This is a genomic window from Sphingomonas arabinosi, from assembly GCF_036663715.1.
GTDB lineage: Bacteria > Pseudomonadota > Alphaproteobacteria > Sphingomonadales > Sphingomonadaceae > Sphingomonas.
In genome coordinates this window covers 404,816-429,278 of the sequence record NZ_JAXOJN010000001.1, presented here as the reverse complement: position 1 = coordinate 429,278, position 24,463 = coordinate 404,816, and the positions used below count along the sequence as shown (strand labels likewise).

The following is a 24,463-nucleotide window of genomic DNA, read 5'->3' as shown; positions in this document are numbered from 1 at the left end:
AGCGCTAAGACCCGCTGCCCTCAGTCAACCTGGCGGCGGTGCCCCGCGATCGCCGGGTCCCGCGGTGCGAGGCGGACCGCCTTGTCGAGCAGTTGGCCCGCACCGTCGATATGTCCGCTCGCTGCCAAGGCGACGCCGTAGATCGCCCGCAACGCCCTGTCGCGCGCGCCGTGCCCGGACGCGACGATCACCTTGGTATCCGGCTTCATCGCCAGGATGTCGCGCAAGGTGGCGAACCCTTCGGTGACGCCGTCCGGATCGGGCGGCAGGCCGAGGTCGAGCGTGACGACTGCGGGCTCATGCGCGCGCACCGCGTCGAGCGCTTGCGCCCGATCGCGCGCGACGACGATCTCATACTCCTCACACCCCTCATTTTGCGCGGCGAGCGCCTCGATCCGGGCGGCGCGCACGCCGGCACCGAGCACGATGATACGCCGCTTGAACGTCTCGCCCCCCAGCGTCTTGCCGAGCAGCGCGCGAACCGTGACCAGAAGGACCGTCGCGATCACCGTCGCATACAGCAGGTTCGATCGCCACAGCGCGAGCGGCGGCACGAGGAAGAAGATCAGCGACAGGAAGATCGCGCCCAGCGACAGCGCTACCGCCAGCCGCGCGGCGGCAAAGCGCAGCGACAGGAACGACGCGACGCCATACGCCCCGACCGCGACCAGCGAGACCTGCAACGCGAACGTCACCAACTGCGCGATCCGGGTATGAATCGGCGCGACGGCCATGCCGATCTGGCGCGCGCGAACGATCCAGCCGATCTCCGCCGACGCGATCAGCAACACCGCGTCGACCAGACCGAGCAGCAGGACGGCATAGGGTACGTAATGCTTGAAGAGCCGTATCATCGCCCGCTATCCCGACGCGCCAGTGTAAACGCTTCCGACACCTGGACGTCACGTTTGCAGCAAATCACCAAAAAAGCCTGAAGACGGGATGCCAATCCGATCATTCGGCGATTGGCGTGCGAAATTGCCGCGTTATAGCTCGGCACCAGCAGGAGGCTCCATGACCGTACGTAAGATCGTTCCCGTAATTCTTTCAGGCGGTTCGGGCACGCGCCTCTGGCCGATGTCGCGGCCCGAGATGCCCAAGCAGATGCTGGCTCTCACCGCGGACGAGACGATGCTGCAACTGACCGCGGGCCGCGCGTTCGGCGAGCGTTTCGCCGCGCCGATCGTGGTTGCGAACGCGCGTCATGCGGACCTCGTCGAGCAGCAACTGACAGAGGCCGGCGCGACTCCGCAGGCGCTGATCCTGGAGCCGATCGGTCGCAACACCGCGCCGGCCATCGCGCTCGCGGCGATCGCCGCGGGCGGCGGCGGCGACGCGCTGCTGGTGATGCCGTCCGATCACGTGATCGGCGACGTCGCCGCCTTCCATGCCGCGATCGAGGCGGCGATGCCGCTCGTCACGCAGGGCTGGCTCGTCACGTTCGGGATCGCGCCGGACGCCCCCGAGACCGGCTATGGCTGGATCCAGATCGGCGACGAGCTTCAGCCCGGCGTCAACCGCGTGGCACGGTTCGTCGAGAAGCCCCCGCTCGACAAGGCGCAGTCGATGCTCGCGAGCGGCGATCACGCCTGGAACGGCGGCATCTTCCTGTTCCTCGCCGACGCCTATCTCGAGGCACTCGCGCAGTTCGATCCCGGCATCCTGACCGCCACGCAGGAGGCGATGGACAAGGCCCGTACCGAGGGCGCGCGGATCTACCCCGACGCCGTCGCGTTCGCCGCCTCGCCCGACGATTCGATCGATTACGCGGTCATGGAAAAGGCCGATCGGGTCGCGGTCGTGCCGGTCGCGATGGGCTGGAACGACGTCGGCAGCTGGGATGCGCTCCACGCGATCAGCGAAACCGACAGCGACGGCAACGCGCATCGCAGCCACGGCGACGGCGACGTGCTTGCGATCGATACGAAGAACTGCTTCGTCCGCAGCGACGGCGTCCGCGTCTCGCTGGTCGGCGTTGAGGATCTGATCGTGGTCGCGAGCGGCAACGACGTGCTGATCATGCCACGCGGTCGCAGCCAGGAAGTGAAGAAGTTGATCGAGGCGATGAAGACCATTGCGAAGAACGCCGAGAAGGACGCCGCGCCGACGAGCTGATATCGGGGGCGGGGATCGGTTCGGCGATCGGTCCGGCCGCGCGCCGGACCGATCGAACTAGGGTTTCCTGCGAGTCTTTGGCACCTGCGACAGACGAGTCAGCAACGTCGGGATGTCCTCGGTTATCATCGTATCGGTCGGCGTCTGCCAGGACGAGCGCAGCGTTTCGCCGACGTCGTGCAATCGTGCGCCGGCTCCACGCCTGGATGTCTCGTTTCGCACGTCTACCTCACCTACGCATACACCCGACGGCATCCTTCGGGGGGTAAGGACACCGCCGGGCTCTCAAGTCAAACCGACGATATCCGCGCTTGTTCCGGCGGTTTAGCCACGTGCGCGTGTTCCGCGCCGGATCCGGTCGCAGACTCGCCAGAATTCCGATCATGGAAGCGCTGGCGGTCCGCGCGACGATCGGCTTAGATGCGCGAAAGTTCACGGGAGAATTCGTCATGGATCGTCGCCAGTTCCTCGCATCGGGAGGCGTCGCCGCGCTCGCCACCACGCTGCTGCCGTCGTCGGCCTTCGCGCAGTCGAGCGGCGACACCGCGCTCAACGCGGATTTCGAGCGGATCTTCCAGGCGAGCGTCGCGCGGTCGCCCGAACTCGCGACGTCGCTGGGTCTCGACAAGGGGCCGCTCGCCCGCCTGAAGAGCCAGCTCTCGCCGCGCACCCCCGCCAAGCGCGCCCGCGACGTCGCCGAGACGAAGGCGGCGCTCGCCAGCCTCGCGCGCTTTGACGGCTCGGGCCTCTCGCCTGCCGCCAAGCTCAACCTCGAAGTGGTGCGCTATTCGCTCAACACGCAGATCGCGGCGCCCGAGAAGTTCGGCATGGATAGCCCGATCCGCCCCTACCGGATCTTCCAGCAGGGCGGCGCCTATTTCCAGGTGCCCGACTTCCTCAACACCGCGCACACGATCAACGCGACGCCCGATGCGGAGGCGTATCTGTCGCGGCTCGACCAATTCGGCACGGTACTCGATCAGGAAAGCGCGATGCAGCAGGCGGAGGCGGCACGCGGCCTGCTCGCGCCCGGCTGGTCGCTTGATCTGACGCTGGGCCAGATGCGGAAGCTGCGCGGCCAGCCGGCGGCGACGTCGAGCATCGTCCAGTCGCTGGTCAAGCGCGCCGCGGTCAAGGGCCTGACCGGCGACTGGCAGGCGCGCGCCGCGAAGATCGTCGACGACAAGGTCTATCCCGCGCTCGACCGCCAGATCGCGCTGATGGAACGCCTCAAGCCGACCACCAAGCCCGGCGACGGGATCTGGCGCGTGCCGAACGGCGACGCGATCTACGCGATGGCGCTCAACCAGGCGACCACGACCACGATGAGCCCCGACGAGGTCCACCGCATCGGCCTCGCGCAGGTCGCCGAGATCACCGCGCAGCTCGACACGATCCTGAAGTCGCAAGGGTTGACGACAGGCACGGTCGGCGAGCGGCTGGCCAAGCTGAACGTGATGCCGGACCAGCTCTATGCGAACACTGCCGAGGGCCGCACCGAGCTGATCGCGGGGCTCAACGACAGCGTGAAAGCGATGTATGCGAAGCTGCCCCAGGCGTTCTCGGAGGTGCCGACGCAACCGCTCGAAATTCGTGCGGTGCCGGTCGAGATTCAGGACGGCGCGTCGAATGGCTATTACAACCGCGCCTCGCTGGATGGCAGCCGCCCGGCGATCTACTTCGTCAATCTGAAGGACGTCGGCGACTGGCCGAAATACACGCTGCCTTCGCTCACCTATCACGAGGGCGTGCCGGGGCATCACCTCCAGATCAGCCTCGCGCAGGAATCCAAGGACATCCCGACGCTGCGGAAGATCGGCTTCTTCTCGGCCTATTCGGAGGGCTGGGCGCTGTACGCCGAGCAACTCGCCGACGAGTTGGGCGCCTATGCCTCGCCGCTGGAACGCGCAGGCTATCTCCAGTCGTTCCTGTTCCGCGCGACGCGCCTCGTGGTCGATACCGGCATCCACGCGAAGCGCTGGAGCCGCGAAAAGGCAACCGACTACATGGTCGCGACGACCGGCTTCGCCCGACCGCGGACACAGCGCGAGGTCGAGCGGTACTGCACCCAGGCCGGTCAGGCGTGCAGCTACAAGGTCGGCCACATGGCGTGGACACGCGCGCGGGTGAAGGCGAAGGCGGAACTCGGCGACAATTTCGACCTGAAGCACTTCCACGACATCCTGAAGGAAGGCGCAATGCCACTGACCATCCTCGAACGCCGCGTCGACGAACGCATCGCCGCGATTAAGACGAGGAGCTAACCCAAGCGCGCAGATCCTCCCCCGCCAAGGGGGGGGTGGCTGGTACTCGCCAGACGGAGGGGGAGGTGGCGAGACCGAGGTTCCGTGTCCCCCCGTATCCCTCCGCCACCTTCCGCACCCTCTCACCCCGTCTGCGTGGCCGTTACGCCCCCACACCCGTTCGTGTCCCAAACCCGTTCGTGCCGAGTAGAAACCGAGTAGCCCCTTGGGCGCATCGAGGGCTCGTATCGAGGTACAGATTGCGCGCGGAAACCTATCCTTCGATACGCCGACGAACGGGCCAGAGGCGAACGGGTAAAGGAGCGTAGGGAGCCCTACTTCCCCCCACGATCCAGCGTCTGCGCCGCCACCCGCACCGTAACCGTCTGCACCACATCCGCCGCAGACGTCGCCAGCATCACCTTGTAGTCCCCACCAGCGATCTTCCACCCACCACTCGCAACGTCGAACGTCGCCAACAACCGCGGATCGATCGTCACCGAAACAGCCTGCTCCGCACCCGGCGCGAGATTGACCTTGCGGAACGCCCCCAGCCGCTTCGGCGCTTCCCAACCCGCGCCCGAAACATAGACCTGCGCGACCGCCTTGCCCTGCACCGCGCCCGTGTTCTTCACTAAGAACCCGGCCTTGATCCCCTTACCCGCAGGCGCCGCGGTCAGCCCGGTCATCGCGAAATTCGTGTAGGACAACCCATAACCGAACGGGAACAGCGGCTTGGCGCCGGTCTTGTCGAACCATTTATAGCCGACCGCGGCCCCCTCGATGTCGTAATTCCCCATCGGATGCGCGTCGCGGTCGAGCTTCGGATCGCCCTCCAGCACCGGCCGCGGAGTCTGTGCCAGCGACGCCGGGAATGTCGCGGGAAGGTGCCCCGACGGATTGACCTCGCCGGTCAGGACGCGCGCGATCGCCTCGCCGCCCGCCGTGCCGGGATACCATGCCTCCAGCACCGCGCCGACCTTGCCGAGCCACGGCATCACGACCGGGCCGCCGGTTTCGAGCACCACGATGGTCTTCTTGTTCGCCCGCGCGACCGCATCGATCAGCGCGTTCTGATTACCCGGCAGGTTCAAATCGGGCACGTCGAGCGATTCACCCGTCCACTGCTCGCCGAACACCACGACCACGTCCGCCTTGCGCGCCGCCGCTGCGGTCGCCTTCACGTCCTTACCGTCGAGATAGGTGACGGTCGCGCCAGTCCGTGCCTGCAACGCCTTCATCGGCGACGACGCATGATAGGTTTTGGGACCGGGAAAGCCGCTCGGGAATTCGTCGGGCACGACCAACCCGTTGGTCGGCGCGTTCGGCGAATAGACCTGGCTCGATCCGCCGCCCGACAGCACGCCGACATCGGCATGCGCGCCGATCAGCAGGATCGACTTTGCCGTCTTGGCGAGCGGCAGGAGGCCGGCGGTGTTCTTGAGGAGGACGATGCCCTCCTCCGCATCCGCGCGCGTGACCGCGGCGTGGCCGGCATAGTCGATCGTCGTCGCGCGGTCGCCAGCGACGACCGTGTCGAACGCACCGACCGAGACCATCCCCCACAGCACGCGCCGCGCCATGTCGGTCGCCCGCACTTCGCTGACATGGCCGTTGTTGACCGCCTCACGCAGCGCGTCGGCGAAATAGGGCGAGCGATCGAACGCCCAGCCCGATTGCTGGTCGAGCCCGGCATTGGCGGCTTCGCTGGTCGAGTGCGTCGCGCCCCAATCCGACATGACATAGCCCTTGAAGCCCCAGTCGCGCTTCAGGACGGTGTTGAGCAACCAGTCGTTTTCGCACGCATAATGGCCGTTCACGCGGTTGTACGAGCACATCACGGAGCCGGGCTGACCCACCTCGTTGGCGATCTCGAACGCGAGCAGATCGGACTGGCGCGCGGCCTGTTCGCTGATCTTGTGATCCATGTTGAAGCGGTTCGTCTCCTGCCCGTTGAAGGCATAATGCTTCATCGTCGACACAACGTGCTGCGACTGGATCCCCTTGATCTCGTGGCCGGTGATGATGCCCGCCAGCAACGGATCCTCGCCGCCATATTCGAAATTGCGCCCGTTCCGTGGCTCACGCGTCAGGTTCATGCCGCCCGCGAGTTGCACGTTGAAGCCCGACAGGAACGCCTCGTTGCCGATCATCGCGCCGCCAGCCTGCGCGAGTTCGGGGTTCCAGGTCGATGCGGTCGCTATCCCCGACGGCAGCGAGGTGCGCAGGCGCGGCGTCGGCCCGCGCTGGCTGGCGACGCCGACGCCGGCATCGGTCTGCCACTGGTTCGGGATGCCGAGACGCGGGATCCCCGGCACGATTCCGGCGGACGCGGGCAGGCCGTCCTTGGGATAGACCCAGTTCTTGACCGGCGTCTTCAGCCAGTCGGCATTGGTCGCGAAATAGCCGAAGGTGAGCTGCAACTTCTCGTCGAGCGTCATCTCCTTGAGCAGCAGCTCGACGCGCGCATCGGCACTCAGCCCGGTGTTCATCCAAGGCTGCGCCTTGGGAGCCTCGGTCCGCGCTGCCGCAGCACCGGGCGCGTTGTTAGTGGTCTGCGCAATGGCGGGCGCGGCGATCGCCAGCACCGATCCCGCAAGCAATCGGACGAACAGGGCGCGGGAACGGAATGCGGTCATGGGCTCACTTTCAGGCTGATCGGTTGTCGCATGTGTGCCGCGTTCATCGCAGTATCGCAACCAGCCGTCGCAACGCCCCCCTCCCTGAAAGGGCCACCCCTCCCTGAAAGGGCTCCCATCCCTGAAAGATCTCCCCTCCCTGAAAGGGAGGGGTCGGGGGTGGGTCGGTTTCCGGATCATGAAACGCCAGCGACCCAAGCGGGCCTACCCACCCCCTGCCCCTCCCTTTCAGGGAGGGGAGCAGAAATAGACGCAACGCTTTACCGAACGCCAGCCAGCCCTTTCGTCATCAGCCGAAAGCTCCGCCCCGCGCGGCCCAATCACGCCTTCCCGAAGCCACCCCCGCCGGGCGTCTCGATCACGAACACGTCGCCGGCATGCATGTCGACCTTGGCGGTAGAGCCGAGCCGTTCGACACTCCCATCCGCACGCTCGACAGCCGCCGATCCCAGCCCGCCCGCCTCGCCGCCCGCCATTCCAAACGGAGCGACGCGCCGCCGGTTGGCAAGAATGCAGGCGGTCATGTCGTCGAGGAACCGCACACGCCGCGTCCCCCCGTCGCCGCCGTGGTGAGCGCCCGCCCCGCCCGAGCCGCGGCGGATCGAGAATTCCTCCAACAGCACCGGAAAGCGCGTTTCGAAGATTTCCGGGTCGGTCAGCCGGCTGTTAGTCATGTGCGTCTGGATCACCGACGCGCCGTCGAAGCCGGGGCCAGCACCTGCTCCCCCCGCGATAGTCTCGTAATATTGGTGCGTGTCGTTGCCGAAGGTGAAGTTGTTCATCGTCCCCTGGCTCGCCGCCATCGCGCCGAGCGCGCCGAACAGCGCATCGGTGACGACCTGGCTCGTCTCCACATTGCCGGCGACGACCGCGGCCGGATAGCGCGGGTTTAGCATCGAGCCCTCGGGGACGCGGATCGTCACCCCGCGCAGGCAGCCGTCGTTGAGTGGGACCGCCTCGTCGATCAGCGCGCGGACGACGTACAGCACCGCGGCGCGGACGATCGAGACGGGGGCGTTGAAATTTGTCGGGCGCTGCTCGCTGGTGCCCGCGAAGTTGACCTCCATCGTCGCGGCCGCGCGATCGACGCGGATGGCCACGCGGACGATGGCGCCATCGTCCATCTCGTACGCGAAATCGCCGTCCTCGAGCGTCGTGATCAGGCGGCGGACGGCGGCGTCGGCATTGGCCTGGACGTGCTCCATATACGCCGCGACGACGTCGGTCCCGTATTCGTCCGCAAGCCGCGTCAGCCCGGTCGCGCCGCGTGTGCAGGCGGCGAGCTGGGCGGCGAGATCGGCGATGTTCTGGTCGATGTTTCGTGCCGGATAAGCGCCCGACGCGAACACGGCGCGCAGCTCTCCTTCGAGGAAGCGCCCTTCGTCGACCACCAGTACGTCGTCGAGCAGCACGCCTTCTTCCTCGACCGAGCGGCTTTCGGGCGGCATCGATCCGGGGGTTGTGCCGCCGACGTCTGCATGATGGCCACGCGCCGCGACGAAGAACACGGGCGCGTCGCCGTCATCCGCGAAGACCGGCATGATGACGGTGATGTCGGGCAGGTGCGTGCCGCCGCGATAGGGAGCGTTGAGCGCATAGGCGTCGCCGCGGAGGATCCCGCGACCGTCTGCGCCGCCGCCGCGGGCGTCGATGATCGTGCGGATGCTCTCGCCCATCGAGCCGAGATGGACCGGAATGTGCGGCGCGTTGGCGACGAGGTTGCCGTGCGCGTCGAACAGCGCGCAGCTGAAGTCGAGCCGTTCGCGGATGTTGACCGAGGCCGCGGAGCGCTGGAGCGCGGCGCCCATTTCCTCGGCGATGCTCATGAACAGCCCGGCGAAGATCGCGAGCCGGACGGGATCGGACTCGGTACCGATGCTGGCGCCGACGCGCGGTGCGATCCGGTCGAGGATCAGGGTGCCGACAGCATCGACGCGCGCGCGCCAGCCGGGCTCGACGATGGTGGTCGACACGCTGTCGAGGATCAGCGCGGGGCCGTCGACGCCGTGCCCGGCGGGGAGGCCTTCGCGCGCCAGCACCGGCGTGTCGTGCCATGCGCCCGCCATGTAGACGGGGGCAGTGGCCAGTGGCGGCGCGGGCTCGGCCGGGAACGTGACCAGCGCGGCGTCGATCGGTGGGCTCTCGGCGATCGCTTCCGCGACGATCCGGTCGGCGATCAGTGGCGTATCGCTGGCGAACCCGAACTGCGCGATGTGCGCGGCATCGAAGGCGGCGATCATCGCGGCCGGGTGGTCGAGATCCAGCTCGATCGTGTGATCGGTCTGGCCGCGGCGCAGATGCACGCGCCGCTCGATCCGCACGTCGTCCGCCGGAACGCCCTGCGCCACCAGCGCGTCGCGCGCCGCGTCTGCCAGACCGTCCAGCGCCTGCGTGATCGCGGCATAGTCCGCGAACGCCGCAGCCGAGGTCGCCTCGCGCAGGACGCGGCGATCGGCGAGCCCCATGCCGTATGCCGACAGCACCCCGGCCAGCGGGTGGATCATCACCCGGTCCATCGCCAGCGCATCGGCGACGAGGCACGCATGCTGCCCCCCCGCCCCGCCGAAGCACGCCAGCGTGTAGCGCGTCACGTCATGCCCTCGCGCCACGGAAATCGTCCGGATTGCATTCGCCATGTTCGCCACCGCGACCGCGACGAACCCTTCCGCCGCCACCTGCGGATCGAGCGGCAGGTCCGCGAACCGCGCGGCGACCGCCTCGGCATCGAGCGGCGCGTCGCCGGTCGGGCCGAACAACGCGGGGAAGAATTCGGGGCGCACCTTGCCCAGCATCACGTTGCAGTCGGTCACCGTCAGCGGCCCGCCGCGGCGATAGCAGGCGGGCCCCGGCACCGCGCCGGCGCTCTCCGGGCCGACGATCAGCCTTTCCCCGTCGAACCGGCAGATCGATCCGCCGCCGGCCGCCACCGTATGGATCCGCAGCATCGGCGCGCGGATGCGCGCGCCCGCGATCAGCGTCTCGGTGTCGCGCTCATAGGTGCCGGCATAGTGCGACACGTCGGTCGAGGTGCCGCCCATGTCGAAGCCGATGACGTGCACGAACCCGGCCTCGCGCGCGGTCGCGGCCATGCCGACGATGCCGCCTGCGGGCCCCGACAGGATCGCATCCTTCCCGCGAAAGCCTGCACCGTCGACCAGCCCGCCCGACGACTGCATGAACAGCGCGCCCTGCCCCAGCGCCGCGCTCAACCCCGCGACATAGCGATCGACGACCGGCGACAGATACGCATCGACGACGGTCGTATCGCCGCGCCCGATCAGCTTGATCAGCGGCGCGACACGGTGGCTGACCGAAATTTGCGTGAAGCCGAACTCGGCGGCGATTGCCGCCAGCGCCTCCTCGTGCGCGGTGAAGCGATAGCCGTGCATCAGGACGATCGCGACCGCACGAAGCCCGCTCTCGAACGCCGCCTGCAACCCTGCCCGGGCCGAATCGACGTCGAGCGGACGCAGCACATCGCCCTCCGCCCCGACCCGCTCGTCGATCTCGACGACGTGCGCGAACAGCGGCGGCGGGCGGTTCACGTCGCGCGCGAAGATATCGGACCGTTCCTGGTGGCCGATCAGCAGCGCATCGCCGAAGCCGCGCGTGATCGCGAGGACGGTCGGCTCGCCCTTGCGTTCGAGCAGCGCGTTGGTCGCGACCGTCGTCCCGATCCGCAAGGTCAGCGGTACGTCGGCCCCGTCCGTCAGCCGCCGGATCGCCTCTACCGCCGCGTCGTCATAGCGCTCGGGATCCTCCGACAGCAGCTTGGCGGTGACGATCCGCCCGTCCGGTTGCCGCGCCACGACGTCGGTGAACGTGCCGCCGCGATCGATCCAGAACTGCCATGCGGTCATCGGTTGTTCAGCCCAGAAAAGCGGTCATCCGTGCGGCGGCATCGGTCCACGCCACCTGGCGCTCGTCGAGCCACGCATCGTCGTAATAGGTGCAGCCATAGCGATCGCCGCCGTCGCACAGCAACGTGACGACGCTGCCGCTCTCGCCCGCCGCCGCCATCTCCGCGATCAGTTGCGCACAGGCCCACAGGTTGGTGCCGGTAGACCCGCCGACGCGCCGCCCGAGCCGGTCCGACAGCGCGCGCATCGCGCCGATGCTGTCGGCATCCTCGACCGCGATCATCCGGTCGATCACCGACGGTACGAAGCTCGGCTCGACGCGTGGCCGCCCGATCCCCTCGATCCGCGACGCGCACCCCTCGGGCAGCGCGGTGAGCGAGCGATCCGCGAAATGGCGGTGGAACACCGAATGCACCGGGTCGGCGACGCACAACCGCGTGTCGTGCCGGCAACAGCGGATGAAGCGCCCGATCGTCGCCGACGTGCCCCCCGTGCCTGCCCCGCAGACGATCCAGGACGGGCACGGATGCTCCTCCTCGGCCATCTGCGCGAAGATGCTCTCGGCGATGTTGTTGTTGCCGCGCCAGTCGGTCGCGCGCTCGGCATAGGTGAACTGGTCGAGATAATGCCCGCCGGTCTCCGCGGCGAGGCGGTGCGAGACCGCGTAGACGGTGCGCGGATCGTCGACCATGTGGATCTCGCCGCCGTGGAAGCGGATCGCGTCGAGCTTCGGCGCCGCGGTCGTCGCGGGCACCACCGCGATGAAGCGCAGCCCCAGCATCTTGGCGAAATACGCCTCCGACACCGCGGTCGACCCCGACGAGGATTCGATCACCGTCGTCTCGGGACCGATCCATTCGTTGCACAGCGCGTACAGGAACAGCGAGCGCGCGAGCCGGTGCTTGAGGCTGCCGGTCGGATGCGAGCTCTCGTCCTTCAGATACAGGACGATGCCGGGATAGCGCGGCAGGTCGACGCGGATCAGATGCGTGTCGGCGGACCGGTTATAGTCCGCCTCGATCCGCCGCACCGCGTCCGACAACCAGCGCCGGTCGACGCGCTTCGGCATCACTGGAGCCCGTGCCGGATCAGCATCGCGGTCGGCTCCGGATCACGCCCGCGGAATGCGCGGAAGCTCTCTGCCGCGGGCCGCGTCGCACCGCGCGCGAGAACTTCCTCGCGGAACCGGTCGCCGGTCTTGCGATCGACCAGTCCAGCTTCCGCGAACGCCTCGAACCCATCGGCCGCCAGCAATTCGGCATAGAGATAGCTGTAATAGCCGGATGCGTAGCCGCCTGCGAAAATGTGACTGAACGCGTGCGGGAAGCGGTGCCAAGCGGGCGGGCGGATCACCGCCACCTCGTCGCGCACTGCCTCGATCACCTCGATCGGATCGCTGCCCATCGTGCCGAGATGCAGCAGCAGGTCGAACAGCGCGAACTCGACCTGGCGCAGGATGAACATCCCCGCCTGGAAATGCCGCGCCTTCACCATCCGCTCGAACAGGTCGGCGGGGAGCGTCTCGCCGGTCTTGTAATGCCCCGACATGCCGGTCAGCACGTCCTTGTCCCAAGCGAAATCCTCCATCAGCTGGCTCGGCAGCTCGATCGCGTCCCACTCGAAGCCATTGGTGCCGGCGATGCTCGGCCGGTTCACCTTGGTGAAGAGCAGGTGGATGCAGTGGCCTGTCTCGTGCAGCAACGTCGTCACGTCGTTGTGGCTCAGCAGCGACGGGGTCTCGCCGCCATCCGGCGCGAAATTGCAGACCAGATACGCGACTGGCACCGTCACGGTGTTGCCGTCGTGCAACCGCGGCCGCGCCTGCGCCATCCACGCGCCGCCACGCTTGCCGGTGCGCGCATGCAGGTCGAGATACAGCCCGGCGAACACCGTCCCGCTCTCGTCCACCACGTCGAAGAACCGCGCATCGTCATGATAGAGCGACACGTCGTCGCGCTCGACCAGCCGGATGCCGAACAGCCGCTCCATCAGCGTCTGCCAGCCCTCCATCACGCGCTCGACCGGAAAATAGGCCTTCACCACCTGCGCATCGACCGCATAGCGATCCTGCCGCAACCGGTTCGATACGAAGCCCGCATCCCACGGCTCGAAATCGGCGATCCCGAGCTGTTCGGCGGCGAACGTCTTCAGCTCGGCCAGATCGCGCTCCGCTGCCGGCTTCGCCCGCCGCGCCAGATCGCGCAGGAACGCGATCACTTCGGCGCCGTTCGGAGCCATCTTGGTCTCCAGCGACCACGCGACTGGATCGGTGAAACCGAGCAGCTTCGCGCCCTCATGCCGCAACTCGAGAATACGTGCGATCCGCGCACTGTTGTCGAACTCGCCCGCGTTCGGCCCTTGGTCCGACGCGCGCGTCGCGAACGCGCGGTACATCCGCGCGCGCAACTCGCGGTTCTCGGCAAAGGTCAGCACCGCGTTGACGCTCGGCTGCTGCAGCGTGACCAGCCAACCTTCCAGCCCCTTAGCCTTGGCGGCATCCGCAAACATCGCCTTGTCCGCGTCCGAAATCCCGGCGAGATCCGCCTCGTCAGTGACCAGCTCGGACCAAGCATCGGTCGCATCGAGCACCGCACTCCCGAACTCGTTCGACAACCCCGAAAGCTCGACCGAAATCTCGCTGAACCGGTCACGCGCCTCCGGCTCCAACGCCACGCCCGACAATTTGAAATCGCGAATGGTCTGCTCGACCGCGACCCGGTCCTCATCCGACAGCGAGGCGAACTCAGGCGACACGCTCAGCGCGACGAACACCTCGTACAAATCGCGGTTCTGCCCGACCTTCATGTCGTTCTCGACGAGCCGCTTCTGCCCCTCCGAATACGCCGCACGCAGTTCGGGCGTGTCCGCGACGCCGTGCAGATGCGACACCGCCGACCAGATCGCGCCGATCTCGGTATTCGCGCGCTCGTACGGCAGCCACGCGCCCGCGAAATCGGTCGGCCTCGCGGTCGTCAGCGCCTCGACCATCGCCTCATGCCGCGCGATCGCCTCGTCGAGTGCCGGCGCGATCTGGTCGGGCGAGAGCTCCGCAAAACGGGGCAGCGAAAGCGTATCGAGCAGCGGGTTCGTCGGGGCAGCCATCAAAAATCCTTCAGCATTCGACGACGTTGACGGCCAGGCCACCAAGCGACGTCTCCTTATATTGCGAGCGCATGTCCTCACCGGTCTGGCGCATCGTCTCGATCACCGCATCGAGGCTGACGATATGGCGACCGTCCCCCCGCAGCGCCAGATAGGCGGCGTTGATCGCCTTGATCGCACCCATCGTGTTGCGCTCGATACACGGGATCTGGACCAGCCCGCCGATCGGATCGCAGGTCAGGCCGAGGTTATGCTCCATGCCGATCTCAGCCGCATTCTCGATCTGCGCATTGGTGCCGCCGAGCGCCGCGACCAGCGCCCCCGCCGCCATCGAGCACGCGACGCCGACCTCGCCTTGGCACCCCATCTCCGCCGCCGAAATCGACGCCCGCTTCTTGTAGAGAAACCCGATCGCCGCCGCGGTCAGTAGGAAGTCGTGCGCACCCTTTGCCGTCGGGTCCTTGGTGAATGTCTCGTAGAACCGCAGCACCGCCGGTAACACGCCCGCCGCGCCATTGGTCGGCGCGGTGACGACGCGGCCACCCGCGGCATTCTCCTCGTTAACCGCCAGCGCATACAGGCTCACCCACTCGAACACCGCGGAGGGATCGGCGGCGGTATCGCGCGCCTGCAACCCCTCGAACAGTGCCTTCGCCCGACGCGGCACCTTCAGCCCGCCCGGCAGGATACCCCCCTGCCGACACCCACGATCGATCGACGCGAACATCGCGCCCCGGACCGCATCCAGGAACGCATCCGTCTCACTGTCCGGCCGCCACGCAATCTCGTTCTCGCGAACGATGTCGGCAATCGTCATCCCCGTAGCATCGCCAGTCGCGAGCAGTTCCGCCCCCGACGAGAACGGCCGCGGCAACAGGATGTTCGCCTTGACCGGCCCCGACCCCGCCTCGACGATCGCGCCGCCACCGATCGAGAAATAGGTGCGATCCACGGTCCGCCCGTCGCCGAACGACGCGGTGAACGTCACCGCATTGGGATGCCCCGGCAAAAACGTCTGCGCATGGAACAGCAGATGCTGGCTCTCCTCGAACCCGATCTCCACCCGCTCCGCCAGCATCAGCCGCCCGCTAGACCGGATCGCCGCCAGTCGCACCGGGATCAGGTCGGGATCGATCGTCTCGGGCTGCGCGCCACTCAGCCCCAGCATCACCGCGCTGTCGGTAGCATGCCCCCGCCCGGTCAGCGCCAGCGAGCCATACAGATCGACGCGCACAGCCACCGGCTTCTCGTCCGCGACCAGATCCGCGAACAACCACGCCGCGCGCATCGGCCCGACGGTATGCGAACTCGACGGCCCGATCCCGATCGTGAACAGGTCGAGAATGCTGATCGCCTGGTGGCAATCGGGGCGAGCGCGAGTCTGCTCGTCCGGGCGATCGAAGGTCAGCGGGGTCATGGCTCGCCGTTACGAGACTATACCCCGCGCCGTCCATCCGAAGCTGACTCCGCGCCTAGTCCTCCGCCCATTCCTTCAGCAACGTGTACGCGATCGCATAGGGCGGCGGCGCGACGAACGGCCCGTCCTCCCCGCGCAGCACCGCGCGCACCATCTCGCGCGGCACCCACATCGCATCCTCCAGCTCGTTCACGTCCAGCCTGATCGCATCGTCCTCGGCCTCGGCGACACACGCGACCATCAGCGAAGACGGAAACGGCCAGGGCTGGCTCGCGACATACCGCACCTTCCCAACCCGAACCCCCGACTCCTCGACGATCTCGCGCGCGACCGCTTCCTCGATCGACTCGCCCGGCTCCAGAAACCCGGCGAGCGCCGAATAGCGCCCCGGCGGCCACCCCTTGCCGCGCCCGAGCAGCGCGCGCCCGTCATGCTCGGCGATCATGATGACCACCGGATCGACCCGCGGGAAATGCTCGGTCGCGCAGTTCGGACATTTCCGCGCCCACCCGGCACGAAACACCGCGGTCGGCGACCCGCACTTCGCGCAGAATCCATGCCGGACGTGCCAGTCGATCACACTGCGTGCGCCGGCATAGGTCGCCGCCTCACCCGGCGCGAGCGCGGCCAGAACCGCCATCAGCGCAGGCGACCGCATGGCCGGTGCATTGTCGACCCGCATCCCGTTCAGCAACGCCGCGAAGTGAGGCCGTCCACTCTCGTCGAGCCCGAGCAGGATCGGCTCGGCATCGTCGGGCATGTCCGCCATCGACGTCCAGGCGAGGTGCCCGTCGTCGGTCGTGCTCGGCAGCAACCCGTCGAGCACCAGCAACCGTGCGCGCCAGTCGCGCTGCGCCGCCGCCAATCCCTCGGGATCGTGCCGCAGCGCATCGGACCGGTCTAGCGTCCCACCCGTGAAGCCGGGCGCGTCCATCACGCTCATCGGCGCAACCTCGCCACATCCTGCATCAGCGCCGCGACCACCTGTTCCCGCAACGGTATTCGGTCCGCCGGGAAGTAATTGACCATCACATTGCCACGCGAATGCTTCGACGGGTCGACCCAGGCGATCGTCCCCGCAGCACCACCCCAGGCGTAGGTCCCCTTGCCCGGCCCGTTCGGCGTATCCGCCAGCACGACGGAACCGCCCGCACCGAAGCCCATGTTGCTCCCCTGCGTCCCCCCGGTACCGCCGCCGACCCCGCCGAACACCACGCCTGTCGGCAGCAGGTTCGACGTCGCCAGCGCGATCGTCTCGGGCTTCATCACGCGCACGCCGTCGAGCGTGCCGCCGTCCTGGATCATGTGCAGGAACCGATCGTAATCCCGCGCCGACATTACCAGCCCCGCGCCACCATACGGAAAGCTCGGGCGCTGCAAGAAAACCGAGTTCGCCGCCGGATCGAGCGGCGTCCGCGTGTCGCCGATGAACGCATAGTTGGTCGCGAGCCGCCCGACTTCGCCCTGCGGCACTTGCCAGAAACTTGACCGCATCTTGAGAGGATCGAACAGCCGCGTCTGCACGAACCGTTCGAAGCTCATGCCGCTCGCGACCTCGATCACGCGACCCATCACGTCGAGCCCGATCGAATAGCTCCACTTGGTCCCCGGATCGGCGATCAGCGGCAGCGTCGCGACGCGGTCGGCGAACTCCTCGAGCGATGCCGGCCGAACGGGCCGCATCTTCTCTTCCATCGCCGCGCTGACCGACAGCGGCAGGATCCCGAGCCGCTCATATTCCTTGAGCAGCGGCCCCTTGGTGACGATCGTGTAGCCGAGCCCGGCGGTATGCGTCAGTAGATTGCGGATCGTGATCGGCCGCGTCGCCGGCCGCGTGGCGAGCGACGTGTCGGGGCTGGTCGCGACCTTCATGTCCTTGAACGCCGGGATGTATTTGCTGACCGGGTCGTCGAGGTTGAGCTTGCCGTCCTCGACCAGCATCATCGCCGCCATGCCGGTGATCGGCTTGGACATCGAATAGACCCGCCACAGCGAGTCGGGGCCGGCCACCGGCGCGTTCGGGTCATCACTGATCTTGCCCGCCGAAGGGAACAGCGTCGGACCGTCGCCGACGCCGAACGCCCCGACGATCCCCGGCATCTTGTCCTGCGCGACATAGCCATCGAACAGCACGGTCGTCGCAGGCAGCAGCGCCTTGACCGGGATCGTCATCCGCGGCGCCGGACGAGCCTGCGGGCTTATCTGAGGTCGGGGCTGCGCCTGCTGGGCATAGGCCGTGGCGGCGGCCAGCGTGACAAGGCCCCCCGTCGAAATCCAGTGCACCAGTTTCATGCAGATCTCCGTGTGGCCCAATTCCGAATGGCTTTCCCGGCCTTGGCGAAAACGGTCGGCAGCCCGGCGGTATCCAGGTCGTCGATCGGCCACCATTCGCTTGCCGTTGGAACGCGCGGTTGATGCGCCTCGACCGTCGCCACCGCAAGCGTCAGTTGCAGATCGAAATGCGTAAATCCATGCGCGACCGTAACGTCCAGCATCCGCCAATCCGCCTGCGCCGGCGCGTCTTCGAACCCGGGCGCAGGGTCACCCCAAGGCCCCGTAGGAAACGCCCGCATCCCGCCGAGCAAACCCGTATCCGGCCGCCGCACCAGCAGCACCTGCCCGTCGCGTTCCAGCCAGAAGATCGTCCCGTACCGTTGAGGCTTGGCCACCTTCTTAGCCTTCACCGGCAACCGCTCCGGCGCGCCCTGAGCAAAGCCCTCGCAAAATTCACGGATAGGACACAGCAAACACCTCGGACTCCGCGACGTGCAGATCCCCGACCCCAGATCCATCATCGCCTGCGCAAAGTCGCCCGCGCGGAGGTCGGGCGTAATCGAATCCGCCGCCACCCGAATCGCAGGCCGCGCAACCGGCAAAGGCGTCTGAATCGCAAACAGCCGAGCGACCACCCGCTCGACATTCGCATCGACCACCACCGCGCGCTCGCCGAACGCGATCGCCGCCACAGCCGCCGCGGTGTACGCTCCCAGCCCCGGCAGCGCGCGCAACTCGGCCTCGGTCCGCGGAAACACGCCCCCATGCTCCGCGACCACAGCCTTCGCCGCCTTCACCAGATTGCGCGCCCGTGCGTAATAGCCAAGCCCTGCCCAAGCCGCCATCACATCGGCATCGTCCGCCGCCGCCAGACTCGCGAAATCCGGCCACCGCGCGGTCCACGCGAGGAACCGCGGGGTCACCGCGGCCACAGTCGTCTGCTGCAACATCACCTCGGACAGCCACACCCGGTACGGATCGACCGTCTCGCCCGGCTTCGCGCGCCACGGCAGGTCGCGACGATGCGCGTCATACCAGTCGAGCAGGGCCCCGGAGACCGAAGAGCGCTTGGCGTTCACGCGTCGCCTATGGCATGGGTTCGCGGATGAGCAAGCCGCCTGGCCCTTCCCCCAAACCGCCCGCGCCGCGCCGGGTAAAAGGCAAGACCGATCCCGATGCGCCGCGCGAGAATCGCTCGCGCGCGGTCGCCGAACTGTTGCCCGCGATCGGCGGCGCGGCGTTCCGGCGATTCGGCTTCGTCCAGTCGTCGATCGTCAGCCGCTGGCCCGAGATCGTCGGCGCGAAACTGGCCGGCGCCAGCATCCCCGAATCGATCCGCTTCCCGCTCGGCAAGAAGCAGGACGGCGTCCTTACCCTCACCGTCCGCGGCGCGCACGCGCCGATGATGCAGCACATCGCGCCCGAGATCATCGAGCGCGTGAACCGATTCTTCGGCTACGCAGCGATCGTCAAAGTCGCGATCCGCCAGGGCGAGGTCGCCGCCCCCGTACCGCGAAAGGCCCCGCCGTCGATCCGCCCGGTCCCCGTCGATCTCGGTGCGAGCCTGAAGGGCATCGCCGATCCGGAACTGCGCGCCGTCCTCGAATCCCTCGCCGCCGGCGTCGCTTCGACGCACGGCCTTCCCAGGATCAACTGATGCGCGTCCTCCTAGCCGTCTTCGCCCTCTTCCTGCTGACCGGCGCCACTCCCGCGCGCGACTGGTCGCAAACCGCCCGCATCCTTCCTTCAGGCGCCTACCTGATCGGCAACCCCGCCGCGCGCGTGAAACTGGTCGAATATGCGAGTTACACCTGCTCGCACTGCGCCGATTTCTCGGTGAAGTCCGAACCCGTGTTGAAGCGCCAGATGATCGCATCCGGCTCCACCAGCCTCGAATTCCGCCACTTCATCCGCGACCGTCTCGACCTGTCGGCGGCGATCCTCGCGCGCTGCACCGGCCCCAAGGGTTTCGCCGCCACGTCCTCGGCGATCTTCGCCGCGCAGCCGCAATGGCTGCAACGTGGCATCGAGTATCAGCAGGGCAACGCCGCGCGCCTCGCCATGTACCCGACCGCCGCCCAGATTCGCGCGAACGCCGACGGCTCCGGCCTGACCGCGATGGTCAAGGCGCGCGGGCTGTCGGATGCGGCGATCAACGCGTGCTTCGCCAACCAGCCCGAGATCGACCGCATCGTCAAACTGACTGCCGACGCGCCCAAGGAAATCGATTCCACCCCGACCTTCTACCTCAACGGCAAGATCGTGCCCCATGTCGGCTGGGAACAGCTCGAACCCGCGCTCCGCAAGGCCGGCGCCCGGTAACGTTTGCAAGTAACCCACTGGAGTAACAGCATGAAGTTCGTAATCGCGCTCGCCGCCCTGCCGCTCGCGCTCGCCGCCTGCTCGAAGAACGATTCGACCGGCAACGTCGACGCGCCCGCCGCGGCCCCCGTCGCCGCCGCCGCCGCGCCTGCCGGCCAGAGCTGGACCGAGACGGTCGTGAAGACCCCCGAGGGCTATCTGATGGGCAACCCCAACGCCGCCATCAAGCTCGTCGAATACGGCGCGCGCTCGTGCCCGACCTGTGGCTCATTCGCCCGCGAGGCATACAAGCCGCTGACCGAGAAATACGTCTCGACCGGGAAAGTCAGCTTCGAATTCCGCGACTTCCTGGTCCACGGTGCGCCCGACGTGGCGCTGACCCTACTCGGCCAGTGCGGCGGCGTCGCGCCGTTCTTCCCGCTCCTCGAGCAGATGTACGGCAACCAGATCGCCTTCCTCGACAAGCTCCAGACGATGACCCCCGACCAGCAGAAGGCGCTCGCCAACCAGCCGCCGACGGTCGTCGCGACCAAGCTCGCCGAACAGATGGGCGCGATCGATTTCGTCAAGCAGCGCGGAATTCCGGAAGCCAAGGCGCGTGCGTGCCTGGCGGATCAGAAGCAGCTCGAAGTGATGGCCAAGCCGACCGAGACCGCGATGCAGGCGGGGACGGTGACGGGCACACCGACGTTCCTGATCAACGACAAGAAGCTCGATCAGGTGGTGAGCTGGGATCAGATGGAAAAGGCGCTGAAGGCGGCTGGGGCTTAAGCTAGCCCCCCACAAGTAACTACCACCCCGGCGAATAACTACCACCCCGGCGAAGGCCGGGGCCCAATTGGGGGACGTTGCTAACAGAGGTCAGCGCTTCGTTACCGCGACCTCTCCAATTGGGCCCCGGCCTTCGCCGGGGTAGAGGCAAGGGCAGTAAGCGTGTTCACGGGCCGCTCTTCCTTGTTCTCCCGCGAAGGCGGGAGCCCAGTCTGGGTCCCCGCCTTCGCGGGGACACAAGCTTGGCGGTTCAGGATAAAACCGCAACACCAACCGTCGGGGCGCGCAAGAAATGCAGATCAAGCGCCTCCGCATCACCGGCTTCAAGAGCTTCGTCGACCCCGCCGACCTCCGCATCGAACCCGGCCTCACCGGCGTCGTCGGCCCCAACGGCTGCGGCAAGTCCAACCTCCTCGAAGCGCTCCGCTGGACGATGGGCGAGGCCAGCGCCAAGTCGCTGCGCGGCGCCGGCATGGAAGACGTCATCTTCGCCGGCACCGCGACCCGCCCCCCGCGCGACTTCGCCGAAGTCTCGATCCTCGCCGAAATCGCCGGCGACGAACGCGAGATCGTCCGCCGGATCGAACGCGGCGCCGGCTCCGCCTACCGGATCGACGGCCGAGACGTCCGCGCGAAAGACGTCGGCCTGCTCTTCGCCGACGCCGCCACCGGCGCGCACTCCCCCGCGCTCGTCAGCCAAGGCAAGATCGGCGCCGTTATCGCCGCCAAGCCTGCCGACCGCCGCGCCATGCTGGAGGAAGCCGCCGGGATCGCCGGGCTGCACGTGCGCCGCAAGGACGCCGAGGGCAAACTCCGCGCCACCGAAGCCAATCTCGCCAAGCTCGACGAGATCATCTCGGACCAGGACGCACGCGCCGCCACCCTGAAACGCCAGGCGCGCGCCGCCGAACGCTATCGCCTGATCTCCGCCCAGATCCGCGTCGCCGAAGCCCGCACGCTCTTCGCCCGCTGGCGCGAAGCCGCCACCGCATCCGACGCCGCCAAGGCCGAAGCCGCCGCCGCCGAAGCCCGCGTCCACGCCGGTGCCGACGCCGAACGCGCAGCCGCCGCAGACCAGCACCGCGCGGTCGAAGCCGTCTCCACCGCTCGCACCGCAGCCCTCGCCGCCCGCGACCGCGTCGGCGACCTCGCCCACCGCCTCGCCGCGCTGAAAACCGAAAAGGCCGGCGTCGAGCGCAGGATCGCCGACCTAGCCGACGCCCGCACCCGCATCGCCGACGACCGTGCCCGCGAAGGATCGCTCGCCAGCGACGCCGCCGCCGCGCTCGCCCGCCTCGCCGACGATGCCAAGGCCCTCGACACCGCGATCGCCGACGCCACCGCCGCGATCCCCGATCTCGACGCCGCGCTCGCTGACACCGAACGCAAAGCCCGAGACGCCGAAGTCTCGCTCGCCCAGGCGCTCGCCACCCAAGCCCGCGACGCCGCCGAAGTCCGCGTCGCCAGCGCAGCCCTCGCCGCCGCCCGCACCCGCGCCGACCGCGCCGATCGCGACGCCGCGCAGATCGCCGCCGCCCTCCGATCCCTTAGTGACCCCGCCCCGCTGGCCGCAGAGCGAGAAACCGCCGCCGAAGCCCGACGCACAGCAACCGCCGCCGCAGAGTCCGCCCGCCAGGCCATCGCCCAAGCAGACACCGACGAAGCCGCCGCGACCAGCGCGCGCGACGCCGCCGAAACCGCCCGCGCCACCGCTCGCGCAGACCTCGCCGCGATCGACAGCGAAGTGACCGCGCTCACCAAAGCCACGCAAAACTCAGGCCGCAACCGACTGCTCGACCACGTCTCGGCCAGCACAGGCTATGAGCGCGCACTGGCGGCAGCACTCGGCGACGATCTCGACACCAGCCTCGACGCATGGACCGGCGGCGAGCCCCGCGACGAAGATCCCAAAGCGCCCGCCGACGCCGAACCGCTGGCAAAGCATGTCGACGCGCCCCCCGCCCTCGCCCGCAGGCTCGCGCAGGTCTTCGTCGTCGACACCGACACCAACCAACACCTCGCCGTCGGCCAACGGATCGTGACCCGAGACGGCCGACTCCGCCGCTGGGACGGGTTCACCGCAACCGGCACCGGCGCAGCAGCCGCCGAACGGCTAGTCCGCCGCAACCGTCTCGCCACACTCCAGGCCGCACGCCCTGCAGCGGCCACGGCACTCGAACAAGCCGAACGAACCCGCGCGACGATCGACCACCAGATCGCCGAAGCCCGCCGCCAGTCGCAAACCGCCCGCGCCGCCCTGCAACACGCCGAAACCACCGCGCGCGACGCCACCCGCAACGAAGACCGCGCCACATCAGCGCTAGAACGCCTCGCCACCCAACGCGCCGACCTCGACGTCCGCGCGCACCGGATCGCCGACGACGTCGCCGAGGCGCACGCCGAACGCAGCCGCGCCGAGGCCGCAATGGCCGCCGTCCCCGACGGCACCGCCAACGCGCGCCAGGTCGCCACGCTCCAATACGACGCCGAACGCAGCCGCGCAGCCGTCGCGCAGGCCCGCGCCGATCGCACCACGCTCGACCGCAGCATCGCCACCCACCGCGAACGCCTCGCCGCCGCCCAGGCCGACACCCGAAGCTGGCGCGCGCGAGCCGGGGAAGCCGCCAAACGCATCGCCAACATGGACACGCGGGAAGCGACCCTCGGCGTCGACCTCGCCGCTATCGCGGATCGCCCCGCGACGCTGGCAACCGAAATCGCCACGCTCGACAGTGAACACCAAGAAGCCCGAACCACTGCTGAGGCCCTGCTCGCCACCGAACGCGCCACAGAAACCGCCGCCCGCACCGCCGACGACGCCCACCGCGCCGCCACCGAAGCCCTGTCCCAAGCCCGCGAAGCCCGCGCTGGTGCGATCGCCCGCGTCGAAAATCACGAAGCCCGCCGCCTCGACCTAGGCAAGCTTTCCGGCGAACGCTTCCAATGCCCTGCCCCCGTCCTCCCCGAGCGCCTCGGCTTTGCAGTCGCCGAAGTCCGCGCCCCAGCCGAGGAATCCGCCATCCACGACCGCCTCTCCACCGACCGAGAGCGGATCGGCCCGGTCAACCTCGTAGCCGAAACCGAACTCGCCGCCCTAGAAGACGCCTCACGCGGCAACGCGGTGGAGCGCGACGAACTAGGGCAAGCCGTCAACCGCCTCCGAGGCTCGATCGGCACGCTCAACCGCGAAGGCCGCCAACGCCTGCTCGCCGCATTCGAAGCGGTGAACGGCCATTTCCAACGCCTCTTCACCACCCTCTTCGACGGCGGCGCCGCCCACCTCGAACTGATCGACTCCGACGATCCGCTCGAAGCCGGGCTCGAGATCATGGCACAACCACCCGGCAAGCGCCTCCAGTCGCTCACCCTATTGTCGGGCGGCGAACAGGCCCTCACGGCGGTCGCATTGATCTTCGGCCTGTTCCTCACCAACCCCGCGCCGATCTGCGTGCTCGACGAGGTCGACGCACCGCTCGACGACGCCAATATCGAGCGTTTCTGCGACCTGCTCGATCGAATGTCTCGCGATACCGACACGCGCTACCTCGTCGTCACGCACAACGCCGTCACGATGAGTCGCATGCACCGCCTGTTCGGCGTGACGATGATCGAACGCGGTGTCAGCCGCCTCGTCTCGGTCGACCTCCAAGCCGCGACGGGGCTGATCGCCGCCGAGTGACACAGATCGATTTTTCCGCGCATTTTTTCCGCAACCGTGCG

General features: G+C 68.1%; 14 protein-coding genes and 2 pseudogenes. 6 read left to right on the top strand and 10 right to left on the bottom strand.

Annotation, left to right across the window (positions count from 1 at the left end):
* Positions 1-140 precede the first annotated feature (140 nt).
* Positions 141-362: pseudogene (locus U1708_RS01960) on the bottom strand (response regulator); the annotation flags it as partial.
* A gap of 21 nt (positions 363-383) precedes the next feature.
* A pseudogene (locus U1708_RS01955) lies at positions 384-854 on the bottom strand (TIGR03013 family XrtA/PEP-CTERM system glycosyltransferase); the annotation flags it as partial.
* Positions 855-1,014: 160 nt separating this feature from the next.
* On the opposite strand from U1708_RS01955, the gene U1708_RS01950 reads away from it, so the two are divergent.
* Positions 1,015-2,115 (top strand): mannose-1-phosphate guanylyltransferase/mannose-6-phosphate isomerase, encoded by a 1,101-nt coding sequence (locus tag U1708_RS01950; protein WP_332742177.1) that lies wholly within the window; start codon positions 1,015-1,017, stop codon positions 2,113-2,115.
* Positions 2,116-2,564: 449 nt separating this feature from the next.
* Positions 2,565-4,379 carry a DUF885 domain-containing protein gene (locus tag U1708_RS01945; RefSeq protein WP_332742599.1) on the top strand — a complete coding sequence of 605 codons (1,815 nt, stop codon included), beginning with the start codon at positions 2,565-2,567 and terminating at the stop codon, positions 4,377-4,379.
* Positions 4,380-4,693: 314 nt separating this feature from the next.
* On the opposite strand, the gene U1708_RS01940 is transcribed toward U1708_RS01945, so the two are convergent.
* The 8 genes from U1708_RS01940 to U1708_RS01905 all read right to left on the bottom strand — a co-directional run bounded on the left by U1708_RS01940 (position 4,694) and on the right by U1708_RS01905 (position 18,696).
* Positions 4,694-6,997 carry a glycoside hydrolase family 3 C-terminal domain-containing protein gene (locus tag U1708_RS01940; protein ID WP_332742175.1) on the bottom strand — a complete coding sequence of 768 codons (2,304 nt, stop codon included), beginning with the start codon at positions 6,995-6,997 and terminating at the stop codon, positions 4,694-4,696.
* 320 nt (positions 6,998-7,317) lie between these two features.
* Positions 7,318-10,857 (bottom strand): hydantoinase B/oxoprolinase family protein, encoded by a 3,540-nt coding sequence (locus U1708_RS01935; RefSeq protein ID WP_332742173.1) that lies wholly within the window; start codon positions 10,855-10,857, stop codon positions 7,318-7,320.
* A gap of 7 nt (positions 10,858-10,864) precedes the next feature.
* The gene (locus U1708_RS01930; protein ID WP_332742171.1) at positions 10,865-11,926 is read right to left on the bottom strand and encodes a PLP-dependent cysteine synthase family protein; all 1,062 of its coding nucleotides are present in this window, start codon (positions 11,924-11,926) and stop codon (positions 10,865-10,867) included.
* Positions 11,926-13,959, bottom strand: a complete 2,034-nt coding sequence (locus tag U1708_RS01925; RefSeq protein ID WP_332742168.1) for a M3 family metallopeptidase — start codon at positions 13,957-13,959, stop codon at positions 11,926-11,928. The genes U1708_RS01930 and U1708_RS01925 overlap by 1 nt, the downstream gene beginning before the upstream one ends.
* Positions 13,960-13,969: 10 nt before the next feature.
* Positions 13,970-15,376, bottom strand: coding sequence for an L-serine ammonia-lyase (locus U1708_RS01920; protein ID WP_332742166.1), 1,407 nt, complete (start codon positions 15,374-15,376; stop codon positions 13,970-13,972).
* Between the two features lie 55 nt (positions 15,377-15,431).
* Positions 15,432-16,310 carry an NAD(+) diphosphatase gene (gene nudC / locus U1708_RS01915; protein WP_332742597.1) on the bottom strand — a complete coding sequence of 293 codons (879 nt, stop codon included), beginning with the start codon at positions 16,308-16,310 and terminating at the stop codon, positions 15,432-15,434.
* A 5-nt stretch (positions 16,311-16,315) separates the two neighbouring features.
* Complete coding sequence (locus U1708_RS01910; RefSeq protein ID WP_332742164.1) at positions 16,316-17,668, bottom strand: serine hydrolase domain-containing protein; 1,353 nt, start codon at positions 17,666-17,668, stop codon at positions 16,316-16,318.
* Positions 17,665-18,696 (bottom strand): A/G-specific adenine glycosylase, encoded by a 1,032-nt coding sequence (locus U1708_RS01905; protein ID WP_332742595.1) that lies wholly within the window; start codon positions 18,694-18,696, stop codon positions 17,665-17,667. The genes U1708_RS01910 and U1708_RS01905 overlap by 4 nt, the downstream gene beginning before the upstream one ends.
* Before the next feature lie 59 nt (positions 18,697-18,755).
* Between U1708_RS01905 and U1708_RS01900 the strand changes: the two genes are divergently transcribed.
* From U1708_RS01900 to U1708_RS01885, 4 genes are all read left to right on the top strand, one after another.
* On the top strand, positions 18,756-19,307 hold the full coding sequence (locus U1708_RS01900) for a DUF721 domain-containing protein (RefSeq protein ID WP_332742162.1): 552 nt from the start codon (positions 18,756-18,758) through the stop codon (positions 19,305-19,307).
* On the top strand, positions 19,307-19,972 hold the full coding sequence (locus U1708_RS01895) for a thioredoxin domain-containing protein (protein ID WP_332742160.1): 666 nt from the start codon (positions 19,307-19,309) through the stop codon (positions 19,970-19,972). The genes U1708_RS01900 and U1708_RS01895 overlap by 1 nt, the downstream gene beginning before the upstream one ends.
* Positions 19,973-20,002: 30 nt before the next feature.
* Positions 20,003-20,743, top strand: coding sequence for a thioredoxin domain-containing protein (locus U1708_RS01890; RefSeq protein WP_332742158.1), 741 nt, complete (start codon positions 20,003-20,005; stop codon positions 20,741-20,743).
* A gap of 292 nt (positions 20,744-21,035) precedes the next feature.
* Positions 21,036-24,422, top strand: coding sequence for a chromosome segregation SMC family protein (locus tag U1708_RS01885; protein WP_332742156.1), 3,387 nt, complete (start codon positions 21,036-21,038; stop codon positions 24,420-24,422).
* The last annotated feature ends 41 nt before the right edge of the window (positions 24,423-24,463 follow it).

Coding starts and splice junctions, on each gene's coding strand:
- U1708_RS01945 (WP_332742599.1), top strand. CDS start 2,565: ATGGATCGTCGCCAGTTCCTCGCATCGGGAGGCGTCGCCGCGCTCGCC.
- U1708_RS01900 (WP_332742162.1), top strand. CDS start 18,756: ATGAGCAAGCCGCCTGGCCCTTCCCCCAAACCGCCCGCGCCGCGCCGG.
- U1708_RS01885 (WP_332742156.1), top strand. CDS start 21,036: ATGCAGATCAAGCGCCTCCGCATCACCGGCTTCAAGAGCTTCGTCGAC.
- U1708_RS01910 (WP_332742164.1), bottom strand. CDS start 17,668: ATGAAACTGGTGCACTGGATTTCGACGGGGGGCCTTGTCACGCTGGCC.
- U1708_RS01920 (WP_332742166.1), bottom strand. CDS start 15,376: ATGACCCCGCTGACCTTCGATCGCCCGGACGAGCAGACTCGCGCTCGC.
- U1708_RS01895 (WP_332742160.1), top strand. CDS start 19,307: ATGCGCGTCCTCCTAGCCGTCTTCGCCCTCTTCCTGCTGACCGGCGCC.
- nudC (WP_332742597.1), bottom strand. CDS start 16,310: ATGGACGCGCCCGGCTTCACGGGTGGGACGCTAGACCGGTCCGATGCG.
- U1708_RS01935 (WP_332742173.1), bottom strand. CDS start 10,857: ATGACCGCATGGCAGTTCTGGATCGATCGCGGCGGCACGTTCACCGAC.
- U1708_RS01940 (WP_332742175.1), bottom strand. CDS start 6,997: ATGACCGCATTCCGTTCCCGCGCCCTGTTCGTCCGATTGCTTGCGGGA.
- U1708_RS01925 (WP_332742168.1), bottom strand. CDS start 13,959: ATGGCTGCCCCGACGAACCCGCTGCTCGATACGCTTTCGCTGCCCCGT.
- U1708_RS01950 (WP_332742177.1), top strand. CDS start 1,015: ATGACCGTACGTAAGATCGTTCCCGTAATTCTTTCAGGCGGTTCGGGC.
- U1708_RS01890 (WP_332742158.1), top strand. CDS start 20,003: ATGAAGTTCGTAATCGCGCTCGCCGCCCTGCCGCTCGCGCTCGCCGCC.
- U1708_RS01930 (WP_332742171.1), bottom strand. CDS start 11,926: ATGCCGAAGCGCGTCGACCGGCGCTGGTTGTCGGACGCGGTGCGGCGG.